A 26,070-nucleotide genomic window follows, 5' to 3' on the forward strand; every position below is an offset into this window, starting at 1 on the left:
GTTATTGTTTCGTTGTTGTATTGATGTTTTTAAAGCTGATTATTTCATCCCAATATGTACCTGGTTTTCGGTAATATACAAGTACTTGATATTCATTTTCTGTCTCAAAATAAGAGCCTGAATAATAATCAGTACTCAACTTTTGATTCTCTAATGTAATATATTCGTAATCATATAGTCCTTGCTTTAGCAATTGAGTCGTTGTCCAGGATTGAGATAATGTATCGTAGGTTAACTTGTTTGCTGTTGAAATACTAAAATTATTAAAACCTCCTACAAGGTAAATATCTCTTTTAATATTTGCAGAATCTTTTAATGAAAAATGTACGTAGACATACTCACTTTGTAAGTTTGAATTTTCAAAATCAAGATTTCGAATGAAAAAGCCACCGTTTTCATCTACTTGATAAATGTATTTATTACCTGTAATTCTTTCATCAAAATGTAAATATGCATTAATAAAAGTGTCGCGATTGATATGATTTACCGATGATGATGTACTTCTTATACTTCGTAAATCTACTGTTCTGAACTCATTATTACTTTTAAAATCTAGCGTTTTAGAATCAGTGTATGAAATTTTATTACTTGAAATTTGATTTGGTGTTTTGAGAATTTTAGTATTGTCCTGACGCTGGTTTTGAAATACATGTAATTGTAAATTCATCGTTGGATTGCTAATTTTCTGAACCGAGTTAATAATTATATCTAATTTTTGATGCTGTGTTCTTTTCTCAGGGAAAAATGAAGGAATAATGTTAACCGTAACATCAGTTTCTTTTTTCATCACATAAATTCTTCTGCTGAAAAGTAATTTTTCCTTATCCGAATCTTCGTACACTTTCAATAGATAATTACCCGAAATCTTAGGCTGCATGTTTTCATTCGGAAACGAAAAAGTGTAATGCGTATAGGAGATTATTGTATTTTGAGACTGCTCGATGGCAACTATTCTATCTTCCTGATATCCCGATAAATAATCCATTATTGGTACACGGTTTGGAGTCCAGTCGGCATTGCAATATTCTACACTAAAATAAATTGAACGTACATCAGCTCTTAAATCATCGAACGAAATTGTTAATACATCATTTAAGTTAAGATCTAGTATGGGAAAAGAATTTTCTTGATCGGCACGAATTACTTGTACACTTTGTATGTTGGAATTATACACCCAATTTTCATACACAAGTGTACTTTTAGGGGTACGAGATTGTTGTATTTTGGTTTGCTTTGTTTGCGAAAAACCAAAAAATTGAAAAAAAAGTATTATTAGGAATAATATAAATGATTTATATTTAATCATTTAAATGAATAGTTTACTTCATTTGAACTATACGATCAACGATATATACTGTATTTCCACGCCAAGGCAAAGCACCTTTGTATTCTTTATAATGTAGATCGAAGAATTTACCACTATTACTTTCTAAGATATGATAGATAGAATCATTTTCTACCGAAAACACAAATTCATTGCTCGTTACGATGCCTGATCGACCACCTCCAAAACCTTCTTGAATTAGTTTTCCTTCGTAAGTCTTGAATAAATTGCCTTTTTTTACGGCGTAATTCAGATAACCTGATTTTACACCTTCTCCAAAAACAAAATAATATTTCCAGTATACAATACCTCCGACAACTAAAAATGCGACTAATATAAGCCAGCCTAAAAATGATTTCACCTTAGAACTTTTCTTTTGTGTGTTTAACGAATCAGCCATATCAAATTAATTTGATGATTATAAATATATGATATTGTTTTAATACTTCGCTGCACGTGTGTAATAAAAATCTAAATATTGTAGATTGCTCCCAAAAGAAAAGCTCCATCAAAATGACGGAGCCCTCCATTATTTACATTTACCTGAATATTATTTTGCTAATTTAGGTAATTCTTCTTTAATTTTTTGTTGAGTTTTCAAACTAACTGGAATTAATGGTAATCTTACATAATCTTTTCCGAAACCAAGCTCCTGTAAAATGTATTTCACACCGCATGGATTACCTTCCACAAAACACAAATCTGTAATGTGCAACAGTTTATTATGAATACTTCTAGCTTCTGCATAATTGCCTTTAGCACATAAATGTGCTAAAGTTGATACATATTTTGGATAAGCATTACCTACTACTGAAATAATTCCCACAGCACCCAAAGCCATCATCGGCAACGTCGCAGGGTCATCACCTGAGATCAATAAGAAATCTTCTGGTTTGTCTCTTAAAATTTCAGAGAATTGAGCAAAATTGCCTGATGCTTCTTTGATAGCTACGATATTTTTGAATTCTTTAGCCAAACGCAATGTTGTTTCTGCTGTCATATTCGAACCAGTACGACCTGGTACATTGTATAATATAACTGGTAGTTTTGATACTTCTGCGATTGCTTTGTAATGCTGGTATATTCCTTCTTGCGTTGGTTTGTTGTAGTAAGGTGATACTGAAAGTATAGCGCAATAACCTTCTGTATCAAAGTTTTTTATAGCCTCTACAATTTCCTGTGTATGATTTCCGCCGATGCCTGCAACTAGGGGAATTCTACCATTAACTTTATCCTTAGTAAATTTCCAAATCTTCTTCTTCTCCTCAGAGCTTAATGTCGCTGTCTCACCTGTAGTCCCTAACGAAACTAAATAATCCATTCCCTCTTGGATTTGAAACTCAATTAATTTTCCTAAAGTTTCAAAATCTACACTTCCATCTGCATTAAATGGTGTAACCAATGCTACACCTGCTCCTTGAATCTCAGTCATTTTGATTTTTAAATTTATTATATAAGTTATTCTTGATTAATCATGTCTAACAGTTCCTTTTCTGAAATAATAGGAACATTTAATTTTTCTGCCTTTGCTAATTTTGAAGGCCCCATTTTATCCCCTGCGACCAAATAATTTAGTTTAGCTGAAATGCTACTAAGCATTTTGCCCCCATGTGACTCTATTAATTCGGTTAATTGTTCACGCGAATACTCTGCGAAAACTCCAGAAATTAGAAATGTCTTTCCCACTAAGCCTTCTCCAGCTAACACCACTTCCTTTTCTTCAATTTGAAATTGCAAGCCATGTTGCTGCAGTTTATTTAATTCATCTAGGTTATCTCCATGTTGCAGGTATGAATACAAACTCTCAGCTATACGGATGCCGATATCTTGTACAGATGCGATTTGTTCAATACTTGCAGCTTTAATATTGTCCAATGATTTAAAATGAAAAGCCAATTTCTTTGCAACGGTTTCACCAACATGACGTATACCTAATGCAAAAAGTACTTTTTCGAAAGGTTTTGATTTAGATTCTTCGATACCTGTCAACATATTATCAATCGACTTTTTACCGAAACGCTCAATATTTACTAATTGGTCTCGTCTTTCTGCTAAAGAATATAAATCCGAAATATGTCTCACCAGATTCATGCGGTAAAGCGTCTCTATCGTCTCGTCACCTAATCCCATAATGTCCATCATCTTGCGCCCGATGAAGTGCTGGATCTTACCTACGATTTGAGGCTTACAACCATTTTCGTTAGGACAATAGTGCACAGCTTCACCTTCTTGTCTGACTAATTCTGTTCCACATTCCGGACAGTGAGTAGGGTAAATTATAGGTGTCGCGTTCGCAAGTCTTTTTTCTGGATTTGCAGCGATAATTTTTGGAATGATTTCACCACCTTTCTCTACGTACACGGTATCGCCTTCATGTAGGTCTAGACGCACAATTTCATTAGCATTGTGCAAGGAAGCTCTTTTTACGGTAGTTCCTGCTAACAAAACAGGTTTCAGATTCGCAACCGGAGTTACTGCACCGGTACGCCCCACTTGATAACTAACACTTTCTAAAGTAGTCTCGACGCGTTCAGCTTTGAATTTGAATGATGTTGCCCATCGTGGAGATTTAGCTGTGAATCCCAATTCTTCTTGGTAGGAGTAATCGTTAACTTTGATTACAATACCATCTATATCGTAAGACAATTCATGACGCTTAGTATCCCATGCATGTACAAAGTCTAATACTTCATCAATATTTGTACACAATTTGCTGTGTTCTGAAACGGGGAATCCCCAATCCTTGACTTTCTCCAAACTTTCCCAATGTGTCGAGAAAAGTTTATTTCTATTCTCCAAATACAAGAAATACAAGAAACAGTCTAAAGGTCTTTTAGCGACCTCCGAAGAATCTTGTAATTTTATAGTCCCAGATGCAAAGTTTCTCGGATTAGCGTAGGTTTGCTCACCATTTTCTTCACGTTCTTGATTCAAACGTAAGAAGGCTGATTTGTGCATGAATATTTCACCACGTATTTCGAAAAGATCAGGATAATCTCCTTTTCTAAGTTGGTGAGGAATTTTGCGGATTGTCTTTACATTTTGTGTCACATCATCGCCCTGAACACCATCACCACGGGTAATCCCTTGTACTAATTTGCCATTTTCATATGTCAGAGAAATCGATAAGCCATCAAACTTTAATTCACAAACATACTCAACTGAATGACCGATCGCTTTTTGCACTCGATTATCAAAATCACGCAATTCCTGCTCGTTGTACGTATTGCTCAGAGAGAGCATTGGCCAACGGTGTTTAACAGTTTTGAACTTGCTAGTGATATCACCTCCAACTTTCAATGTAGGAGAGTTGGGATCTCTATATTGTGGGTATTCAGATTCTAATTTTTCAAGTTCTTTGAGTTTGATGTCAAAGTCAAAATCCGAAATTACAGAGTTTGCCAATACGTAATATTGGTAATTGTATTCGTTTAATTCGGCTGTTAATTTTTCGATTCTTGCTTGAATATCTTGTGACATACGCGACGAAATTAATAAAATTTAAATGCTTAAAATAATTTAGAAACCAATATTTTAGGAACTATAACTCCCACGAGAATAGTGTTAAAATATAGATGTTCTATGAATTGAGTAGGGTTAAAAATTATTTGCTGACAAGTCAGTAAATTTTTGAATTTTATTCATATAAAAATCCCAAATAATGGATTTTCGAAATATCCCTTTTTTATTTTCTGGAGTTGAATATTTTCTACGTTTTTTGGAATTTTTGAAAATATTGAGGAAAAAATCTTGATGTGCTCTACTAATTGCCCAAGCATCTTTAGGTTTTCCTTGAATTAAAAAATGAATAAGAGCCAATAGATCGAGCCATAGGCGCACAAAAATGATTGCAAAAGCATTACCAAATGAAAGGTTTTTTTGCAACATAAAAAGGTTATTTCTAAAGTTGAGATATGTCTTTTTTGGGTTGCTGGTGTTCAACGTTCCACCACCTACATGATAAACCGTACTCGCTGGACAATACCCGATTTTATAGCCCATTTTTTTTAATCGCCAACATAAATCAATTTCTTCCATATGCGCAAAAAAATCAGCGTCAAATCCCTTCGCTTCTCTCCATGCGGATGATTTAATGAATAAAGCAGCTCCAGTCGCCCAAAATATTTCATGTTCATCGTCATATTGACCTTTATCTTCTTCGGTAACATGAAGTATTCGTCCTCGACAGAAAGGATATCCCAAATAATCCATATATCCCCCAGCTGCTCCAGCATGCTCGAAATGCGTTTTCTTGTGATATGCACGTATTTTTGGTTGAGCAGCAACATAATTTTCTCTATGCATCATTTCTATCACTGGCTCAATCCAATTATCTGTAACTTCTACATCCGAATTTAATAAAATGTAATAATCAGCATCCACCTGTTCTAATACTTTATTATATCCTCCAGCGAATCCATAATTTTTATCATTTTGTATAACACGGATTTGTGGATATATTTCTTTTACAAACGCCAATGAGTCATCTGTCGAAGCATTGTCTCCAATGACGAATTCAATATTAGGATAGGTACTGTTATATACTGAAGGCAAAAATTTTTCTAAAAAATATTTACCATTCCAATTCAATATTACAACAGATACTTTAGGGTAATTTGTCATGCTTTATTTCTTCGCTTTCTCTTCCATCGATTATGCGTCCAAAGCCAATATTCAGGCTTTTTACGTATTAATTCTTCTGTATATTTATTATGAATTTGTGTTATTTCATATGGTTCGTATGCAGAAGGATTTTCTACCAAGGTAGTAAATTTAGCGTAATAAAAACCTCTCTTATCTTTTGGAATAATTTCGCAAAAAACAACAGGGTTATTCGTCATTTTAGCAATTCTCTCAGGACCTGTATACACTAATGTTTCTTGATTTAGAAAATTAAGAAAATAGTCAGATTCTTGGTATACTGGAGTTTGATCTGCTACAAAAACACTAAAATATGGACTATTTCTAAGCTTTACGATATGCCTCAATATTTGTTTCATAGGCACCATTGTTGCTCCAAATCGGGTCCTAATTCCATTATACACTTGGTCGAAATCTTTATTGTTTAACGGCTTATAAATAACTAATCTCGGATAGTCAGTCATAAATGACAGACGATGAATACCCCATTCCCAATTACTGTAGTGGGAGGTGACGCAGATAATACCTTTTCCGTTGAGAAAATGTCTTTCAATCTCGTCGGTATTTAGTAATTCAATTCGCTCAATTACTTCTTGTTGTGTGATTGAAGCCATCTTTATGGCTTCAACTATTAAATCAGGAAAATATTTGTAAAATCTCTTTGCAATACCTTCAATTTCTTTCTCTGATATTTCAGGGAAAGAATTGCGCAAATTTTTAAATACCACCTTTTTTCTATACCCAATAACATAGTAGATAAGAACGAAAAGCACATCCGAAATAATATACAATATACTGAATGGAAGTATTGAGATACTACGGAAAATAAATTGGAGAATGCCTTTGCTCATTAATATACCTTGATTTTGGATGCTACAAATATCCCCAAATTAACTTATTTTTGCGGTAAATTTTAAAAAGTAAGTTTAAATATGTCAAATTCAATCATTTTACCAGCTTGTTACCTTCCTCCTGTTTCTTATTTTCATGTGATTATGCGAAATGAAGGAAATATCGTACTGGACAAATATGAGCATTTCCCAAAGCAAACATATCGCAATAGAACAAGTATTGCGACAGCAAATGGGACTTTGAATTTGGTAATTCCTATTGATCATGGGCGCAAAATGCATATGCCTATGAAAGACGTTAAAATTAATTATGATCATGAGTGGCAACGTTTACATTGGTTGAGTATTCAGACAGCATACCGTAGCTCTGCGTATTTTGAATATTACGAGGATGATTTCAAAGAATTTTATGAAACTCAATTTGATCAATTATTTGATTTCAATGTCGCTCAACTAGAATTAGTGCTTAAATGTTTAAAAATTAAGCGTACAATTGATTTTACGTCAAGTTTTGCTAAAACATATGAAGGTTTGGATTACAGAAATTTAATTCATCCTAAGAAAGAGTCTGTGTATCCAAATCCAAAACCATATTATCAAGTTTTTGAAGATAAAACTGGATTTATGCCCGATGTGAGTATTATAGATTTGATATTTAATCAAGGTCCTCAAAGTAAAAATTATTTATAGAAGTCTCTTATGCCTAATGAAAAACTTTTAGGATTTTTTATTGTTATATAACAATATGACCTAAGAGTACTTTATGTTCAAATATTTCACATTACTTGTCTTTATAATTGTAGGGCCAATATGCTTTGCGCAACAAGGTGCTGATACTATTCATTACCGAAAAGTTTACTATTTCGCAGGTACAGGATTAGCTTTACCGATTGGTAAAACGAAAGAAGTTCTCTCACCAAAATTATTCTCCGGAAGTATGGGTTTGGATATTTCGCTAAAAAATCCAAAATATTACTTGTATCCCGCATTGTACACATTCAATTTTGCTTATAATCAAAAACTTGAGGATAATAAGTATAACCATATAATTGAAAATGGGAACTCAAGTATATATATGTTGAGTCTGGCAGGGGGGACGCGCAAACAAATGAGAAGATTGAATACGTATGTGTATGCTGGACCTAGTTTTGGATTAGTAAATGAACCACGCGCACAACAAATTGAATCCACAATAAAAATTGATTACAAACGATCCTTTGCAGTAGGAGCAAAAATGGGATTTGGAGCGGATTATAAATTTAAAAGTTTCTTTTTAGGTGGTGAAGTAGGGTATATGGGGCATTTTACGCGAATTCAGAATCGACCGTTTCACACATTGACTATTTTATTTGGATTGAAATCAGACATTACTAGACTTAGTGATAAAGTTGTTGAAATTATAGCGCCGTCAACAAACCCTTAGAATTGTTAAAAAGTGTTAAAATAGAATTAATAAATACTAAAGCTAAAATATCCACGTTTTAGGAGTAGAAATTAATATTCATAATTTCATATTTAGGTTAATAATTGGTTTGGTAATCCCTAAAGTTCTCCGCTTTAGGGATTTCTTTATTATTAGAATTTAATTTCAAATATCACAATATTTGGCATATGTTTTGCTTACATTATATTGAATATAAAATTTTCAATAATTTCATATTTAGGTTAATAATTGGTTTGGTAAACCCTATGCTCCCGCATAGGGTTTTTTTATATTAATCTGTTTTTATAATAATACCGCTTATCGTCTTCTGTAATCTCACGCAATACTTTACAAGGATTACCCACCGCAATTACGTTTGGCGGAATATCTTTGGTAACCACAGATCCTGAACCTATTATAGAATTCTCACCGATGTTGACATTGGGATTAATAACAGTATTCCCTCCAATCCAAACGTTATTACCAATGTTCACTGGAAGTGCGTACTCTAGACCTGTATTTCGGGTTTCGTAATGAATTGGATGGCCTGCCGTATAGATAGCTACATTAGGACCGAACATTACATTTTCGCCAATTGTGACAGGTGCACAGTCTAATATTGTTAAATGGTAATTCGAAAAAAAATTATTACCAATAGTAATATTAAATCCATAATCACAATAAAATGGTTGTTCTACACAAAATAATGCCTCAGTAGAATTAAACAATCCTCTTATTAATGCTTTACGTTCTTTATGATGTTTTGGGTCAATTTGATTATATCGAAAGCAAGCTCGTTGTGCAACTAATCTTGCTTTCTGCAATACTCTATCGGATGCCATGTAAGGCAAACCTATTATCATTTTTTCTTTTTCTGTCATGGCAAGGGTTTTGTATGTAAATATATTATTAAGATAGTTAAAGTCATTTTTATTCCATTAAATAATGGCAGAAATGGTCTATACAATTTAATTAAGTATCTTTGGACAATCATTAAAATATGTATATAAAGGCTTCAAATCGGATTGGCGTCATTGGGAGTGGTAGCTGGGCAACAGCTATGATTAAAATGTTGACAGACAATATATCCGAAAAGTTAATATTCTGGTGGGTTAGAAAGGAAGAGGATATTGCGTATATCGAATCTTATAAGCATAATCCTAGTTATTTGACCGCAGTAGAAATAAAAATTCCATATGAACATATATCTGCTGATGTGAAATATGTTTTTGATAATAGCGATATAATAGTATTGAATACTCCAGCAGCTTATTTGAAAGGAGCATTACAATACCTTACGGCTGAGGATTTCAAAGATAAAATTATAATATCTGCTATTAAAGGAATTATTCCGGATGAGAATCAGATTATTGGCGAATACCTAATTACTTCATATGGCGTGCCTTTGGAAAACATCATAGTAATAGGAGGTCCTTGTCACGCAGAAGAAGTTTCACAAGAGAAGCTATCATATTTGACTTTTGGATGCAATGATTCTCAGAAGGCAGAATTAGTAGCTTCTTACTTTAAAAGCAGGTATATCAATACCATTATTTCAAATGATATATTGGGTATTGAATATGGCGCTGTCTTAAAAAATATATACGCATTAGCCGGAGGTATTTGTCATGGATTAGGATTTGGAGATAATTTTCAAGCTGTATTAGTTTCCAATGCGATTCGTGAGATGGAATATTTTGTAGAATCTATTAATCCTTCAACAAGAGACATAAATGCATCAGCTTATCTAGGAGACCTTTTGGTAACGGCATATTCGCAATTTAGCCGAAATCGTACATTTGGCAATATGATTGGCAAGGGATATAGTGTGAAATCCGCGCAATTAGAAATGAATATGGTGGCAGAGGGTTACTATGCTTCCAATTGTATTCAGGGTATAATTGCAAAATATCAACTGGATATGCCAATATGTAATATGGTGTACCAGATATTATATAATAATAGTTCAGCATTAAAAGAAGTAAATATTTTAGCTCAGAAATTGTCTTAAACATTATGACAAAAGAATATATAGCAGAGGCATATCAAAAAATTCAAGACGAAATTACACAGGCGCTAGAAGTGTTGGACGGTAGTGCTAAGTTTGAGGAAGAAATTTGGGAACGAGAAGGTGGAGGAGGAGGAAGAACTCGAATAATTCAGAATGGTAATATTTTAGAAAAAGGTGGGGTAAATTTCTCTGCTGTACATGGAAAATTACCAGAGCCAATCAAAAAGGCTTTTGGGGTGGATGAAGATGAATTCTTTGCTACAGGAGTTTCGATTGTGATTCATCCGAATAATCCGCATGTGCCCATCATTCATATGAACATTCGTTACTTTGAATTGAATGAGCAGATTCGCTGGTTTGGGGGGGGCATTGATTTAACACCGCATTATGTGGTAGATGAAGATGCTAAATTCTTTCATCAACAATTGAAAAATGTTTGTGATAAGCATAAAAATACTTTTTATTCAGAATTTAAAACTTGGGCAGATAACTATTTTTTCATAAAACATCGAAATGAAACTCGCGGTATAGGTGGGGTATTCTATGATAAATTAACTCCTGAGAAAACAGGTTTGAGTTATGAAGAAATCTTCAATTTTTCCTGCGATTTAGGAAGAACTTTTACACCAACATATATAGAACTAGTCAACAGACATCGTAATCAGTCTTATTCACAACGCGAAAAAGATTGGCAGCTTTTAAGACGTGGTCGCTATGTAGAATTCAATTTAGTGTATGATTCAGGTACTAAATTTGGATTAGAAACGAATGGACGTATTGAATCTATTTTGATGAGCTTACCAGCCCAAGCCAACTGGTTTTATGACTTTAAAGCGGAGCCAGGTTCAGAAGAGCAAAGAACGCTAGACTTATTGAAGAAAAACATCAATTGGGTATAATTATCAATTATTAATGATAAATTTTAATCGTTTCAAACTAGATAATGGTTTGACAATATTGGTTCACGAAGACCATACTACGGCTATGGCTGTGGTGAATATTCTATATAAAGTCGGTGCACGTGATGAATCACCTGAGCAGACAGGATTTGCTCATTTATTTGAGCATTTGATGTTTGGTGGTTCGGTCAATATTCCTAATTATGATGCACCATTACAATCTGTAGGAGGTGAGAATAATGCCTTTACAAGTAACGATATCACAAATTATTATATCACTTTACCTTCTAATAACTTAGAGACAGCTTTTTGGTTGGAAAGTGATCGCATGTTAAGTTTAGCTTTTAGTGATCAAAGTTTAGATGTTCAACGTCAGGTCGTTTGCGAAGAGTTTAAGCAGCGTTATTTAAATCAACCTTATGGTGATGTGTGGTTGAAGTTGCGACCCTTAGCTTATAAAGTTCACCCATATCGCTGGGCTACAATTGGAAAAGAATTAAAGCATATTGAAGATGCAAAAATGGAAGATGTTAAAGCATTTTTCAATAAATTCTATACTCCTCAAAATGCTATAATGGTCGTGGCAGGTGATGTGACATTGGACGAAGTAAAAGCGCTCTCTGAAAAATGGTTTGCGGAAATTCCGTCAGGCAACATTTACGAAAGAAATCTTCCTCAAGAACCAAAACAAATCGAACCACGTCACGAAGTTGTAGAAGCTGAAGTACCTGTTGACGCGATTTATATTGCATTTCATGGTCCTGAAAGATTGTCTTCTGACTATTATACTACAGATTTGATTTCAGATCTATTGTCAAGAGGTTCTTCATCAAGACTGTATCGTTGTTTGGTCAAAGAAAATCCAGTTTTTAGTGAAATCAATGCGTATATGATGGGAAGTATAGATACAAATTTATTTGTTGTTGAAGGTAAGCCGCTAGCACATATTTCTTTGGAAGAGGCTGAAAAGAATATTTGGAACGAGTTAGAAAAGATAAAGACAGAATTAGTTTTGGATGCTGAGCTGCAAAAGGTGAAAAATAAAATTGAATCCACTATGCTATTTGCAGAGCTTTCCATCTTAGATAAAGCAATGAATTTAGCATTTTTTGAAATGTTGAGTAAGGCGGAGGATTATAATTTAGAAGTTGAAAAATACAATGTCGTATCGCCTAATGATATTCAGCGTGTTGCAAGGGAAATTTTTGTAAAGGAAAATTCGTCTACACTTTATTACAAATCAAAAGCGAAAGAAAATGTTGAATAGATCAGTAGCGCCAGCTTTCAAAGCTATAAAAAATGTTAATTTGGTTGAACCAGAAAAATATGTTCATCCAAATGGTCTGAAATCTTTCATATTTCAAGCTCCCGAGTTAGATTTAATAAAATTGGAATTCACATTCGATAATATTTTATTGAAAGAAGAATTGGCCATATTAAATCCAGTATTATCTTCTATGCTAAAGGAAGGTACGCATACGCTTACTTCAAAAGAAATTGCGGATACAATAGATTTTTATGGTGCATTTTTAATGCCTGAATATAGTTTTGACCACAGCTCACTGACTGTATACACGATGCATAAGTATGTAGGCAATGTATTACCTATACTAGCAGATATTCTTCAAAATTCTGTTGTTCCACAAGAAGAATTGGATACTCATATTCGTAATAATAAACAGTCCCTTCAAATATCGCTGCAAAAGAATGATGTACTTGCTAGAAGATTCTTCTATAACGAGGTGTTTAAAGGTACACGATATGGTACACTTCCTACTGAAGATACTTATGATTCGATTCAACGTGAGGAAATATTAGAACTCTATAAAAAGCAAATTCAACCAGCTAACTGTAACCTATTTGTGGCAGGTAATGTGGATGAGTCATTAAAGAAGATGATTGGCGAAATGTTTGGGCAAAATTGGCAAAACTCAACGGATTTAGTTAAAGTGACTTCTCTTAATTTTGACTCTTATTCAACCAAATTATTTGTAGAGGAGAAAGCTGACGCATTACAATCTGCTGTACGATTTGGTGGGTTGACAATTAATAGGCGTCATGTAGATTTTCCAGCATTACAGTTTGTAAATACTCTTTTTGGAGGATTCTTCGGGTCTCGTCTGATGAAAAATATACGAGAAGACAAAGGCTATACATATAGTATTGGGTCATTTGTTGGCAACTTAAGACACACGGGTTTTATGACTTTAGCATCAGAGGTAGGGGTGGATGTTACTCAACAAACATTGGAAGAAATTAAAAAGGAATTTGAAGTGTTAAGACAGGAGAAAACTTCAGTCGAGGAAATTGATTTGGTGCGCAATTATATGCAAGGAACGCTTTTGGGAAGTTTAGAAAGCATATTCTCGCATGTTGATAAATTTAAAGCTGTATATTTTTCGGGCTTGGATATTAATTATTACACATATTATTCTGATGTAATCAAGAATATGAATCCTGACAGCGTACAAGATATGGCGATCCGTTATTTTGATTATGATAAGTTATTTAAAGTTGTAGTTGGGAAGATATAGTCTATAATATTTTTTTGTGAAAGCTCAATGATTGAATTCATTGAGCTTTTTAGTATAGTAAGTAAGGTGAAATTTCTTTTTCCCACTCCAGCGAGGTTCCTACTGTATTGATTTCGCCGTTTACTAATTGTTCAAATGCTTTGGGAATACCTAATAACTTGTCTAGATGTTTAGTTCCTGAACGATTTACATTCGTAAGATAATTGCGTTCCTTTAGTTTGCCAGGAAATAATCGATTAATCAATTGTATTAACTGAATAAAGTACTTTACAGATTGAAATGATTCTGGTTGTTTTGGCAACACGTGTAATCCGTGACATTCTTCGCCTTCGTAAATACTTATTGTGGGTGTATAATGTACTATTCTTAAGTCAGCTCCTTCAAATTCATTTAATGCATGATTATATAATTTCTCAGCATCAATCCACGGAGCGCCAAACTGCGCAAAAGGAAAATCTGAACCTCGTCCTTCGTTAATATTCAAACCCTCAAATAAACATGCACCAGCATGTGTGTAAATCGTTTCTCTATTCTGAATAGCTGGTGAAGTCGGAAAAAATGGATAGCCTTGATTGGTATTTCTATCCCAATTTTTTAGCTTTATAATTTCTAAACTAAGCTTTGGATAATATTTGGATTTAAAATATTGTGCTAATTCACCAAATGTACACTGGTGCGTAATGGGAATATTAAAACGACCAAGGAATGAGCTACAGCTAGGAGCAAGAGAAGGACCTTCTGCCAATTTTATGGAATGTGCCATTGGATTTGGACGATCGAGTAATAGCACAGATTTGTTATAGTGTACGCAACTTTCTAAGACATAACTCATTGTCCATAAATACGTGTAGAATCGTGAGCCAATATCTGGTAAATCAATTAAAACCAGATCTATATCTTTCAAATCTTCTTGTGTTGGTGATAGTTTTTCGCTATAGAGGCTTACAATTGGTAATTGTGTTTGGGAGTCTACCTCATGCGCTATAAAAGCTCCATCAGCACCTTGTGCATCGAAGCCATGTTCTGGAGCAAATAATTTTACGAGATTAAATCCTGCTTCTTTAAGGGCTATTCTACTATGCTTACCTGTTGTAGTACGCGAAGCAGCATTACACACTAATGCTAAACGTAAGTCTTTTAATTTATCCGTTTGATTTATTAAATTATCAATACCAAAAAATACGGTAGATGTCATGTGAGTTAGGTAATTATTTTTTTTATACGAAGTAGCTAAGATATATTTTCTTTTTTGTATTGTTTTGGGCTTGTGTTCGTCACACTTTTGAATATTTTGTGGAAGTTAACAAAACTGTTAAACCCACTTTCAAAACTAATTTCTTTTAAATTTTTGTCTGTTGACCTAAGCAACCGACATGCATGAGAAACTCGTAGTTCAGATACGAATTGGATGGGGGTTTTTCCAGTTTTTTGTTTGAAATATCGACAAAATGAATTTTTAGTCATTTTAGCTAAATTAGATAACGTGTCTAATTCAACTTTGTTACGATAATTGTCTTTTATATAGTTAATTACGTTATTCATCCGCTTGTGATCAGATGAATGATTATAAACCTCATACTCTTCACTAATCAACAATATCGGTTCGCTTTGTTGAAAATAATATAATGATTCAATGAGTTTGGTGATTTTGAGAATATTTGATTGTTCATGAACCTTAAAGAATAAATTACTAAATAGACTAGAACAATTTTCCAAATATAGGGCTCTTTCAGAATTTAGGATTAATTGCTGTAGACTTTTGGCTTCTTGAAGATCATAGAATTCCTCTCCTAAAAAATCAGGTTTGAAATGTATAACAATACAATCTATAGGGTTGTGTTCATTCAAATAGTCGTTGTGAAATAACCAATAATGCGGAATATTAGGACCAATCAATACACAACTATTTTGGTTAAATGATTGTATGCGATCTCCGACAAATAAAGTTCCGCTACCTTTTGCAACATATATAAATTCGATTTCATCATGATAATGCCAAATGGTATGATGCTTTGGGTAATCATCTCGTCGAACATGTAGTCGTTTTTGGAAGCTCTCTGTGAGACTTAACTTTTTCATACCCTTTATTTAAAATAACTAATATTCTATAGTTTAATAAAAATAGTAATAATTCGGGTAATATAGTTTATGTTTTTGGTAAATTGGTTTATGTAAATTAAAAGTATTACAGCTACATTTACTTAATCAATTATAAATAACTTATGTCTAGAAAAGAAAATTACACCTTCGCAATTATATTGATTACGTCTTTATTCTTTTTTTGGGGGTTTATTCATAATCTAGATCCAATTTTAATAAATCATCTACGCAGTGCATTTAGTTTGACACATGTGCAAGCATCATTAGTAGATTCAGCTGTATTTGTTGCTTATTTACTTTTAGGAATACCTGCTGGGATTATTATGCGGAAATTTGGTTATAAAGCAGGGATTCTTGTTGGATTAAGTTTATTTGCATTAGGATGTTTCTTATTTATTCCTGCCGCAAATGCAATTAGTTATCCTTTCTTTCTTGCAGCTTTATTTATCCTTTCATGTGGCTTGACAATTTTAGAGACTGCTGCAAATCCATACATCACAGTTTTGGGTGATCCAGCAAAAGCGACTCAAAGGCTTAATTTTGCTCAATCCTTTAATGGATTAGCCGCTTCTTTGGCTCCTATAGTTGGAGGTGTTTTTATACTTGCAGAAGAACCAAAATCTGCAGATGAAATTGCAGCTCTGTCAACGGATGCTAGGAATGCCTATATTTTAGCAGAAACAAGTTTGGTAAAAGGTCCATATTTGGTATTGGGATTAATAATTCTTGTAGTTGCAGTATTATTCTTTTTGACAAAGTTACCTGAGATTAATGAGGAAGAAGATTCAAATGATACTAAACGGGGATTTTTTGCGAGTTTGCGACATATGAATGTTCGTTGGGGAGTGTTAGCACAGTTTTTCTATGTCGGGGCACAGGTTTACGTGTTTAGTTTTTTATTAGTATTCGCGAGTGATGCGCTTGGTATGTCAGGACAAGATGCTAAATATTATGCTGGTTTAGCAGGTTTTTTATTTATGATAGGGCGCTTTGTGGGAACTTTCTTTATGCGCTTTGTCGAACCTTATAAGCTTTTGATGTTATATAGCATTTTCTCTATTTTATTAAGTATGGTAGTGATTCATGGAGAAGGAATGGTAACTCTTTATGCTCTTGTAGGAATTACATTTTTTATGTCTATCATGTTTCCAACGATATTTGCCATAGGTATCAAGAGTGTTGGTAGTGATACGAAATCAGCATCTAGTTTTATCATTATGTCCATTGTTGGCGGAGCTATTATACCTCCGATAGCTGGCGGTATAACTGACTATACGCACAATATTCACAATTCTTATTACGTTGTGCTGATATGCTTTTTTGTTGTGTTACTTTTTGGTTGGAAAACTAGAAATGTAGGTGAAGTTAAATAATTGATATTATGAATAAATACGTATTAGCCTTAGACTTAGTTGATGACCCTCAACTTATCAAAGAATATGAGGATTTTCATACTAATGTTTGGCCAGAAATTATAACTTCCATTCGGGATTCGGGTATTATTAATATGGAAATTCATCGATTTGGCAATCGACTATGTATGATTATGGAAGTAAATGAAAGTTTTAGTTTTGATGAAAAATCTCAAATGGATGCATCAAATCCTAAAGTTCAGGAATGGGAGGCATTGATGTGGAAGTATCAGCAAGCAATTCCAGGAGCCAAGGAAGGTGAAAAATGGGTAATAATGGATAAAATATTTCAATTGTAAGAAATGGAGAAGGAAAGATTGCATTTTTTGCAAATACATCCTAAAGATAATGTATTAGTCGCATTACGTGATTTAGAAAAGGGGCGTGAGATTACATTTAGTGGACAAAGTATAAAATTATTAGAGTTTGTAAAAGCCAAACATAAGTTTACATTAGGTGATTTTGACAAGGATCAAGAGATTTATATGTACGGTGTACTTGTTGGGAAGTTAAATTATGCCTTACCTAAGGGAAGTCCCCTAACGGTAGAAAACTTAAGACATGCTGCAGGTGACTTTAAATTGGGAGAGCGAAAGTTAGAATGGCAAAGACCTGATGTGTCAAAGTTTGAAAATAGAACATTTCAAGGATTTCATCGCTCTAATGGAAAAGTAGGCACTGCTAATCATTGGTTAGTGATCCCTTTAGTATTTTGTGAAAATCGAAATGTCCTTACACTAAAATCAGCTTTAGAAGAGAAGTTGGGTTACAAAGTAGAAAGTAAAGACTATTCAAATGAAGTAGATGTTTTATTAGAACGCTATAAAAATGGCGCTTCAATAGATGAATTATTACAGATAGATTTAACCCCATCTAATATTAAAAAAAGTGCTAATAGACCATTTGAAAATGTGGATGGCGTTAAGTTTTTGAACCACGATATGGGCTGCGGAGGTATTCGTATGGATTCAGACGCACTATGTGGTTTGTTAGCAGGGTATATTACCCATCCGAATGTAGCGGGAGCTACAGTTTTGAGTTTGGGTTGTCAACACGCGCAAGCTTCTATTTTAAAAGCAGAAATTGCTAAACGTGATCCTAATTTTGATAAACCATTATATATTTTCGAGCAACAAAAAGAAGGAACAGAAGCGGATCTAATGCAAAAGGCTATTAAAGCTACATTTGCAGGTCTAGTACAAGCAAATCAATTTACTCGTCAACCAGCATCTTTGGATAAACTGTGTATTGGATTAGAATGCGGTGGTTCTGATGGCTTTTCTGGCATTTCAGCAAATCCAGCTTTAGGAATGGTCTCAGATATATTAGTTACTTTAGGTGGTTCTGTTATTTTATCAGAATTTCCAGAACTATGTGGTGTGGAGCAAGAACTGAGTGATCGCTGCTTGAATGAGGATATTGCTAAGCATTTTATGAATTTAATGCAAACTTATAATGCAAAAGCAGAAGCAGATGGTTCGGGCTTTTATATGAATCCTTCTCCGGGAAATATTCGTGATGGTTTGATTACGGATGCTATCAAATCTGCAGGAGCAGCCAAAAAAGGTGGTACTTCGCCAGTTATAAATGTTGCAGACTATCCAGAAGTAGCTGACACAGCGGGTTTAAATTTATTATGTACTCCAGGTAATGATGTGGAAAGTACTACAGCGGAAGTGGCAGCTGGAGCGAATATAGTCTTGTTCACAACGGGACTGGGTACCCCAACAGGCAATCCAATCACGCCTGTTATCAAGATATCGACTAACACAAAAACTTTTGAGCGCATGTCAGATATCATCGATATCAACTGCGGAACTATAATCGATGGCGAAGAAACGATTGAACAAGCAGCTCATCGGATTTTAGATTATGTGATTGAAGTGGCAAGCGGAAATGCAGTACCGAAGGCAGTTCTTTTAGGTCAAGACGATTTTATTCCTTGGCGTAGAGGTGTTTCATTATAAAATTAATAGAGTATTATATTACAGAATATGTCAAAATTAGAAGGTAAAGTAGCGATTATTACAGGAGGAGGAAGTGGTATAGGACAAGCTATTTCAGAAGTGTTTGCCTCAGAAGGAGCTATTGTTCATATTCTCGATTTGAGTGACGATAATGGAAATAAAGTTGTTCGTAATATACAGCGTAGTGGTGGGAAAGCAGAGTTACATATTTGTTCCGTTTCAAATCAGGAAGAAGTTGTGCAAGTGGTAAATAAAATTGGTCGTGTGGATATATTGGTGAATAATGCAGGAATTGCTCATGTAGGAAATTTAGAGAATTGCTCAGAAAAAGATTTTAATAAGATTTTTGATGTTAATGTAAAAGGTGCATACAATGCTTTATATGCTGTTGTGCCTAAAATGAAGGAGCAAGGAGGAGGTGCGATACTTAATCTTGCTTCTATAGCTGCCGTGGTTGGTATTGCGGATCGGTTTGCTTATTCGATGAGTAAGGGTGCTATTTATGCTATGAGCATGTCTGTTGCACGAGATTATATGAAAGATAATATTCGTAGTAATTCTATTTCACCAGCTCGAGTACACACGCCTTTTGTGGATGGTTTTATTTCAAAAAATTATCCTGGACAGGAAGAAGAAATGTTTCAAAAATTATCTGCTTCTCAACCCATTGGTCGTATGGCGCAACCTCTTGAAATTGCTAAATTAGCTTTGTTCCTATGTTCGGATGACGCTGGATTTATCACTGGAAATGATTATCCTATTGATGGAGGATTTATTAAATTAAATAATTAACAATTATACATAACCTTTAAAAACATGAAATTAATACAATTCGGAGAATTAGGTAAGGAGAAGGCGGGCGTACAGATTGATGGTAAAAATTATGACGTGTCATCATTTGTAACTCGATATGATGAAGGATTTTTTGAAAATAATGGATTGGAAAACCTTTCAAAATTTATTACTGACAATAAAAATAATCTTATAGAAATCCCTGCTAATACTCGTTTAGGCACTCCATTTGCTCGTCCATCAAAAATTGTTTGTATTGGTTTGAACTATAAGGACCATGCTGAAGAAACTGGTGCTACCATTCCGGCAGAACCGATTATTTTTATGAAATCTACCACAGCTTTAGTGGGGGCCAATGATACAGTAGTAATTCCTAAAAATTCGAAGAAAACGGATTGGGAAGTAGAATTTGGTATTGTTATTGGCAAAAAAGCAACTTATGTAGAAGAAGCAGATGCCTTGGATTATGTAGCTGGTTATGTGCTACACAATGATGTGTCCGAACGTGAATTTCAAATAGAAAGAGGTGGGACTTGGGATAAAGGAAAGGGTTGTGATACGTTTGCTCCAATGGGACCTGTGTTAACGACCAAAGACGAAATTCCAGATATTAATAATGTTAATTTGTGGTTGAAGGTAAATGGAAAAATTTATCAAAATGGAAATACTAAAAACTTAATATTCTCTGTACCATTTATAGTTTCTTATGTTTCTCAATTCATGACATTACTTCCAGGTGATGTTATTTCGACAGGTACACCAGCAGGAGTTGGATTAGGATTTAATCCACCTATTTATCTTAAAGAAGGAGATGTTATCGAGTTGGGCGCTGATTATTTAGGAGAGCAAAGACAAGAGGTAGTTGCCTACAGAAAATAGAATTGAATTATGCGAATAGATACTCATCAACATTTTTGGCTATTTGACCCCGTACGTGATGCTTGGATTACGGATGATATGGACGTCATTAGACGTAATTTTTTACCAAATGATATTTCACAGACATTAAAGGATAACCGAATTGATGGTGTAGTCGCTGTTCAAGCGGATCAATCTCATCAAGAAACACATTTTTTAGTTGAACTTTCGGAGGTTTATAAAATGATAAAAGGTGTAGTGGGCTGGGTTGATTTGCGATCTTCTCATTTGAGTGAATATTTAGATGAGTTCAAGAAGCATAACATTATCAAGGGCTTCCGTCATGTAATAGAGGGAGAACCTGATGGCGAATTTTTGATTAAAGATGATTTTTTACGTGGCATTGAACAATTAACAGCATTTGATTATACCTACGATTTACTCATTCGTCCACGTCATTATCAAAGTACGTTGGAATGTGTACGAAATAATCCTAATCAAAAATTTATGTTGGATCATATTGCCAAACCACCAATTAAATCTCAAGAGTTCAAGGAGTGGGGTGTTTTTATTGAAAATCTTTCTACCTATCCAAATGTTTATTGTAAGGTTTCAGGTTTGGCTACAGAAGCGGATTGGACAAATTGGCGTTTAGACCATTTTTCGCAATATCTTGACCATGTTTTTAAGTGTTTTGGAAAAGATAGAATATGTTTTGGTTCAGATTGGCCGGTTTGTTTATTGGCTGCTTCTTATGAAGAAAATATCGAAATTGTAGAAAGTAAATTAGTGTATTTTACAGAAGAAGAGAAAGACAATTTTTGGGGATTGAATGCAGTGAAATTTTATAATCTCAATTAAGCGTTATGGATTTAAATTTGAAAGATAAAGTCTTCATCATAACTGGTGGAGCAAAGGGGATAGGAAGAGGTATTGTATTGGCGTTGGCCAAAGAAGGCGCTATTACCGTTATCGTGGGAAGAAATCAGGATGACAATAATTTGGCACGCGAGGCTGTATCTGCCTTGGGGGCTGAGTGCATTTGTGTTGAAGCAGAACTTTCAAATCCAGATGAATGCAAAAAATCCATAGATGCTACGCTTGAGAAGTACGGGAGAATAGATGGTGTCGTAAATAATGCAGGTCAAAATGATGGTATAGGATTGGAAAATGGCAGTTATAAAGGATTTATCGAGTCTTATCATAAAAATGTGGTTCATTATTATTTGACGGTTCAACATGCATTGGAAGCATTAAAGAATTCCAAAGGCGTAATCCTTAATATTAGTTCGAAGACTGCAGAAACCGGACAGGGTGGGACATCCGGTTATGCGGCTTCTAATGGTGCTCGAAATGCTTTGACTCGAGAGTGGGCTGTTGAATTATTGAAATATGGGATACGTGTAAATGCTATAATTGTTGCAGAATGTGCCACTCCGCAGTATGATACTTGGATCCAAACTTTAGATAATCCTGAGGAAACGCTTAAAAAAATTACTGACAGAATTCCTTTAGAAAACCGTATGACTACAGCCGAAGAAATAGCGAATACAGCTGTATTTTTATTGTCTAATCGTTCGAGCCATACAACTGGGCAGCTAGTTTATGTAGACGGTGGCTATGTTCATTTGGACAGAGCGTTGATAAAAGAATAGAGACATTAAATATGTCTCTATTCTTTTATATATCTAGTTAAAATAAATTTTAGCTAAGTCTTCTGGATTAAAACTTTTGTCTAGAATACCATCAAAATTGTAGGTGTGATTTCTATTTTCTACCAAACTTCCTTCAGCAGACTGGGCAATTACTTTGACTGAAGATAAATTTTTGTTCGATTTTATTTTGTTTAAAACATCCCACCCAGAGACTTTAGGCATTACAATATCGGTAATTACAATTGCTGGTTTGGTTTTTTCGATATAGGACAATGCTATTTTTGCATTTTCAAAATATTCAATATTTGTAAATTCGCTGAATGTTTGTTTTGCCATCAATAGATTAATCTTATTGTCATCAATTAAGACAATAGCAATATCTTTTGGAATAGTTTTTTTACTAATCTCTTTAAATGTATTACTAGTTTCTGAAATTTTGCTATTGTTCAAGGGAATCTGCAAAGTAAAAGTAGAACCCTTACCGAATTGACTTTTTACACTTAGTTTTCCACCTATTTGTTTGGCTAATAATTGTGAAATATGCAATCCTAATCCAAAACCAACTTTACTTTTATCTCCATCTACCGTATAGTATTTTCTGAAAACTTGATCAATTTTTTGCTCCTCAATTCCAATTCCAGTGTCTATTACATCAATCGTGATTTTGTCATTAATGATTTGACTTACAACTTTAACACTACCTTTCTTGGTATATTTTATTGCATTGCTAATTAAGTTCGAGATGATCTGACGAAGTCTGAATTCGTTTGAATTGATTTTTAAAATCGAATCGAATCTATTGTCATTGATATACGTAATTCCTTTTTGGCTGGCTTGGAAACTATGAAGACTATATGTGTCATGAATGATTTGAGATATATTTAAAGATTCAAGCACAACTTCAATAGATTCTGATTCAATCTTACTTAAGTTAAGAATGTCATTGACTGTATTATTAATCAAGTTGATATCATAGTTAATGTTAAACAACATTTTTTCATCAATATCTTCTTTTTGATTCGTGGACAATAATTTGATAACACCTTTTAATGAGTTTAGTGGAGTTCTAATTTCATGACTGATATTCGCTAATAAACTAGTTTTCTCCTCAGCTAATTGTGAAGCATAATCTTTTTCTTTGATAAGATTTTGTTCATATTTAGACACTACATATTGGTAATATATAATGAAAAGAAGCATCAACAAGATGACACATAGCGCTAATATGGCGTAGCTACGAAATTTTTCAGTGTTAAGTTTGTAAAGGAAATAATCATCTTTCTCTGCATTTCTGAATTTTAATTCTTCAATCTCTCTGATTTCTTCAATTGTCTTTTTTAAATCATTAATCAAAGCATAATTAGAAGTAATAAGCTTTCTTTCTTGTTCTTTTGATAACAAATAGATATTTCTTAAATCGCCATAATTATTTTTGTAACTTGACTCATATGTCCGAATTAAATTCTCTATATTTTTATGAACTATATCTATTTGATTGACATTAAGTATTTCTGTGTTGTTAGAATTAAGAATTGTGTCATTTTTAGCATTGAAAATTCTTTTAATCAAACCTTCTTTTTTTCTTATTATAGTATCAGCTTTAGATTGACTGACTGCTGAAGAATCGTTGAGGATGCGGTTAATAACGGAGTCCGCATTTATAATATTATTGTTTTTTGTTGATAGGAGACTAGGTGAATTCTTAGCTAAATTTTTATCAGCAAAGATAATAAGTTCATCAATTTGTTTTTTCAATGCAATGTACCGCATTGATAGTGATGGATCAGTAAGCATTTCTGCATGACTCGAAGTAGTAGAGCTATTAGAGCTTTCTTTAGAAGATAAGGAGTCAAGTGAATTAATAATAATATGTAGCGTATCTAATTTCTGTTGATAAGCTTTAAAATTTTGATCCTCAAAAGATATTGCATAAAGTCTAAAGGAATTGTCTACTTCGGAAATTGTAGAAAATAATTCATATAGAGTAGGAGAAATCTTGGAATTATTAGCATAAGCAATGTTAAGCCGATGTTCAATTTCCTTGTATTGTCTGTACTGTGAGGCAAATATACTACATAATATTACAAATGAAATAGTAATAATAAGTAAGAGCAATAAACGAAGTATGAATGTTTTCTTAATTGGCACAGTCTTGACTTTTATTGAGTTACAAAAATATCAAAAATATGCCAATTATAATCATTTAGCTACAACAATAATTATGTGTTATCGGATGTAATTTCCATTAAAATTTTTATTGTTTATGTTGAAAGTTAAGTTTTCTTAGACCTTCTTTAATCTCTGGTGCGTTCATGAACAAGTTCCAAATGAACTGTGATCTGTAGTTTTCAATCATAACGACTATTGGACCTTGATCTATTGCTAAGTAGCGTTGTGGAAACCAATTAGCCGTCTCGCTGTAAGCATCATAAAACCCATATTCACCCCAAACTTTTGATTCCAAATTATTGAATAAGTAATTAGCAAAACTTATACTTTCTTTTGGAGCATAAGGTATAGATGATAATGCGGCAGTAGGAGAGATAACACCTTTGTCATTATTGGGATGATGTGCATCATATCCACTTACAGAATAGCTTGCTGTCAATCCCCAACCTTTTTCAGCTCCATATCCCACAAAGTTATTTGGATTGCGTTTCGCATGTTCGATATGGATCTGGGTATGATTGTGCACTACTTTATCATAATCTACATATTTGTCTTTTAAACCATTAGGATTTAATCCCAAAAAACTATAATGCGACCAAAATAAAGGTCCTACTTCTCCTGGGTGAGCATTATGCTTTGCCTCTGTAGGAAATCCGTACTTTTCGATAGTTGTTTTTATTTGCCCGTTTCTAGCCCATCCACGGTCATATACTTGTTTTTCAATAGGAAATGTAGGGGAAGAAGCCGCTAAAACATAGGTAATTAGACATTCATCAAATCCTTGAATAGGATGATTCATTCCAAATCTGTGTTCTGGACTCCAATGCCAATAAATTACGTCTTTACCATTGGTATAATGTTTCCAGTTTATTTCTTTCCAAATCTTATCTGCTAATGCTGCTATTTCTTTTTGCTCTTGCGTACCATTTTTATAATATTCCCGCACACAGATTAGTGCTTGCGCTAAAAATGCCGTTTCAACAATGTCTCCTCCATTATCTTTATCACCAAAAGCTTTTACTTTTCCGCTAGGGCCTTCGTACCAATGTGCAAAGGCACCTTGGAATCGAGGTAAATTTGAAAGATAAGTAAGTGACTTTTTGAAACGATCCTGAGCTTCTCGAGGTTGGATAAACTTTCGCTGTTCAGCGATTAATATTCCCATTAATCCAAAACCGCTACCACCGATTGTAATGACATCTTTGTCATTTTGTGGATATTCACCATCCATGTGAATACGCTCTCGAGCTAAACCTGAAACTGGCTCAGCACCTTCCCAAAAGTACTTGAAGGTTTGTTGCTGGATTTTGGTAAGTAAAGAATCTTGTGTATGCGTGTCATGTTTAGCATGATCAGGAGCTTTACAAGCTAAAAACAATCCGAATGTAACAATATATATAAAAAGTAATCTCATAGTATGTGTAAATGTATTCC

General features: G+C 33.9%; 24 protein-coding genes. 13 read left to right on the forward strand and 11 right to left on the reverse strand.

Translation table 11 applies throughout. The annotated features are described in order from the left end of the window. Position 1 precedes the first annotated feature (1 nt). The 6 genes from GOQ17_RS06050 to GOQ17_RS06075 form a co-directional block, all read right to left on the reverse strand. Positions 2 to 1,189: a type IX secretion system plug protein gene (locus GOQ17_RS06050; RefSeq protein ID WP_236537079.1), complete on the reverse strand. Its 1,188-nt coding sequence runs from the start codon at positions 1,187 to 1,189 to the stop codon at positions 2 to 4. Positions 1,190 to 1,319: 130 nt separating this feature from the next. Continuing rightward, on the reverse strand, positions 1,320 to 1,724 hold the full coding sequence (locus GOQ17_RS06055) for a hypothetical protein (RefSeq protein ID WP_201288557.1): 405 nt from the start codon (positions 1,722 to 1,724) through the stop codon (positions 1,320 to 1,322). Positions 1,725 to 1,874: 150 nt separating this feature from the next. Then, the gene (gene dapA, locus GOQ17_RS06060) at positions 1,875 to 2,756 is read right to left on the reverse strand and encodes a 4-hydroxy-tetrahydrodipicolinate synthase (protein WP_159636280.1); all 882 of its coding nucleotides are present in this window, start codon (positions 2,754 to 2,756) and stop codon (positions 1,875 to 1,877) included. A gap of 26 nt (positions 2,757 to 2,782) precedes the next feature. Next, on the reverse strand, positions 2,783 to 4,804 hold the full coding sequence (ligA, locus tag GOQ17_RS06065) for an NAD-dependent DNA ligase LigA (protein ID WP_159636282.1): 2,022 nt from the start codon (positions 4,802 to 4,804) through the stop codon (positions 2,783 to 2,785). Between the two features lie 117 nt (positions 4,805 to 4,921). Continuing rightward, on the reverse strand, positions 4,922 to 5,947 hold the full coding sequence (locus GOQ17_RS06070) for a glycosyltransferase family 2 protein (RefSeq protein ID WP_159636284.1): 1,026 nt from the start codon (positions 5,945 to 5,947) through the stop codon (positions 4,922 to 4,924). Then, a complete protein-coding gene (locus GOQ17_RS06075; protein ID WP_159636286.1) occupies positions 5,944 to 6,816 on the reverse strand; it encodes a lysophospholipid acyltransferase family protein in 873 nt (290 codons plus the stop codon). Before GOQ17_RS06075 ends, GOQ17_RS06070 begins: the two co-directional genes overlap by 4 nt. A gap of 81 nt (positions 6,817 to 6,897) precedes the next feature. Between GOQ17_RS06075 and GOQ17_RS06080 the strand changes: the two genes are divergently transcribed. Further along, a complete protein-coding gene (locus GOQ17_RS06080) occupies positions 6,898 to 7,506 on the forward strand; it encodes a WbqC family protein (RefSeq protein WP_159636288.1) in 609 nt (202 codons plus the stop codon). A gap of 73 nt (positions 7,507 to 7,579) precedes the next feature. Beyond that, positions 7,580 to 8,239 (forward strand): hypothetical protein, encoded by a 660-nt coding sequence (locus GOQ17_RS06085; protein ID WP_159636290.1) that lies wholly within the window; start codon positions 7,580 to 7,582, stop codon positions 8,237 to 8,239. Positions 8,240 to 8,526: 287 nt separating this feature from the next. Here the strand turns inward: GOQ17_RS06085 and GOQ17_RS06090 are convergent, their stop codons facing one another. After that, positions 8,527 to 9,120: a sugar O-acetyltransferase gene (locus GOQ17_RS06090; protein ID WP_159636292.1), complete on the reverse strand. Its 594-nt coding sequence runs from the start codon at positions 9,118 to 9,120 to the stop codon at positions 8,527 to 8,529. 119 nt (positions 9,121 to 9,239) lie between these two features. On the opposite strand from GOQ17_RS06090, the gene GOQ17_RS06095 reads away from it, so the two are divergent. From GOQ17_RS06095 to GOQ17_RS06110, 4 genes are read left to right on the forward strand one after another with little or no spacing between them, the layout of a single operon-like run. Continuing rightward, the gene (locus GOQ17_RS06095; protein ID WP_159636294.1) at positions 9,240 to 10,250 is read left to right on the forward strand and encodes an NAD(P)H-dependent glycerol-3-phosphate dehydrogenase; all 1,011 of its coding nucleotides are present in this window, start codon (positions 9,240 to 9,242) and stop codon (positions 10,248 to 10,250) included. A gap of 2 nt (positions 10,251 to 10,252) precedes the next feature. Continuing rightward, entirely contained in the window at positions 10,253 to 11,149 is an 897-nt protein-coding gene (hemF, locus tag GOQ17_RS06100) for an oxygen-dependent coproporphyrinogen oxidase (RefSeq protein WP_159636453.1), read from the forward strand. Between the two features lie 13 nt (positions 11,150 to 11,162). Next, complete coding sequence (locus tag GOQ17_RS06105; protein ID WP_159636296.1) at positions 11,163 to 12,416, forward strand: M16 family metallopeptidase; 1,254 nt, start codon at positions 11,163 to 11,165, stop codon at positions 12,414 to 12,416. Further along, positions 12,406 to 13,683, forward strand: coding sequence for a M16 family metallopeptidase (locus GOQ17_RS06110; RefSeq protein WP_159636298.1), 1,278 nt, complete (start codon positions 12,406 to 12,408; stop codon positions 13,681 to 13,683). Before GOQ17_RS06105 ends, GOQ17_RS06110 begins: the two co-directional genes overlap by 11 nt. Positions 13,684 to 13,732: 49 nt before the next feature. Here GOQ17_RS06110 and GOQ17_RS06115 read toward each other — a convergent pair whose 3' ends face one another. After that, a complete protein-coding gene (locus GOQ17_RS06115) occupies positions 13,733 to 14,878 on the reverse strand; it encodes an exo-beta-N-acetylmuramidase NamZ family protein (protein WP_159636300.1) in 1,146 nt (381 codons plus the stop codon). 35 nt (positions 14,879 to 14,913) lie between these two features. Then, complete coding sequence (locus tag GOQ17_RS06120; protein WP_159636302.1) at positions 14,914 to 15,762, reverse strand: AraC family transcriptional regulator; 849 nt, start codon at positions 15,760 to 15,762, stop codon at positions 14,914 to 14,916. 143 nt (positions 15,763 to 15,905) lie between these two features. On the opposite strand from GOQ17_RS06120, the gene fucP reads away from it, so the two are divergent. From fucP to GOQ17_RS06155, 7 genes are read left to right on the forward strand one after another with little or no spacing between them, the layout of a single operon-like run. Then, the gene (gene fucP / locus GOQ17_RS06125) at positions 15,906 to 17,156 is read left to right on the forward strand and encodes an L-fucose:H+ symporter permease (protein ID WP_159636304.1); all 1,251 of its coding nucleotides are present in this window, start codon (positions 15,906 to 15,908) and stop codon (positions 17,154 to 17,156) included. Positions 17,157 to 17,164: 8 nt separating this feature from the next. Beyond that, positions 17,165 to 17,494, forward strand: coding sequence for an L-rhamnose mutarotase (locus tag GOQ17_RS06130; protein ID WP_159636306.1), 330 nt, complete (start codon positions 17,165 to 17,167; stop codon positions 17,492 to 17,494). Between the two features lie 3 nt (positions 17,495 to 17,497). Beyond that, on the forward strand, positions 17,498 to 19,162 hold the full coding sequence (locus tag GOQ17_RS06135; protein WP_159636308.1) for a UxaA family hydrolase: 1,665 nt from the start codon (positions 17,498 to 17,500) through the stop codon (positions 19,160 to 19,162). Between the two features lie 27 nt (positions 19,163 to 19,189). Continuing rightward, complete coding sequence (locus GOQ17_RS06140) at positions 19,190 to 19,954, forward strand: SDR family NAD(P)-dependent oxidoreductase (protein WP_159636310.1); 765 nt, start codon at positions 19,190 to 19,192, stop codon at positions 19,952 to 19,954. Positions 19,955 to 19,978: 24 nt separating this feature from the next. Next, positions 19,979 to 20,833, forward strand: coding sequence for a fumarylacetoacetate hydrolase family protein (locus GOQ17_RS06145; protein ID WP_159636312.1), 855 nt, complete (start codon positions 19,979 to 19,981; stop codon positions 20,831 to 20,833). Positions 20,834 to 20,842: 9 nt separating this feature from the next. Then, positions 20,843 to 21,673, forward strand: coding sequence for an amidohydrolase family protein (locus tag GOQ17_RS06150; RefSeq protein WP_159636314.1), 831 nt, complete (start codon positions 20,843 to 20,845; stop codon positions 21,671 to 21,673). Between the two features lie 5 nt (positions 21,674 to 21,678). Continuing rightward, positions 21,679 to 22,467, forward strand: coding sequence for an L-fucose dehydrogenase (locus tag GOQ17_RS06155; protein ID WP_159636316.1), 789 nt, complete (start codon positions 21,679 to 21,681; stop codon positions 22,465 to 22,467). A 33-nt stretch (positions 22,468 to 22,500) separates the two neighbouring features. On the opposite strand, the gene GOQ17_RS06160 is transcribed toward GOQ17_RS06155, so the two are convergent. Beyond that, complete coding sequence (locus GOQ17_RS06160; protein WP_159636318.1) at positions 22,501 to 24,615, reverse strand: ATP-binding response regulator; 2,115 nt, start codon at positions 24,613 to 24,615, stop codon at positions 22,501 to 22,503. A 106-nt stretch (positions 24,616 to 24,721) separates the two neighbouring features. Then, the gene (locus GOQ17_RS06165; RefSeq protein ID WP_159636320.1) at positions 24,722 to 26,050 is read right to left on the reverse strand and encodes a glucoamylase family protein; all 1,329 of its coding nucleotides are present in this window, start codon (positions 26,048 to 26,050) and stop codon (positions 24,722 to 24,724) included. Between the last annotated feature and the right edge of the window lie 20 nt (positions 26,051 to 26,070).

Origin of the sequence: Sphingobacterium composti (assembly GCF_009829075.1) — a bacterium.
GTDB lineage: Bacteria > Bacteroidota > Bacteroidia > Sphingobacteriales > Sphingobacteriaceae > Sphingobacterium > Sphingobacterium composti.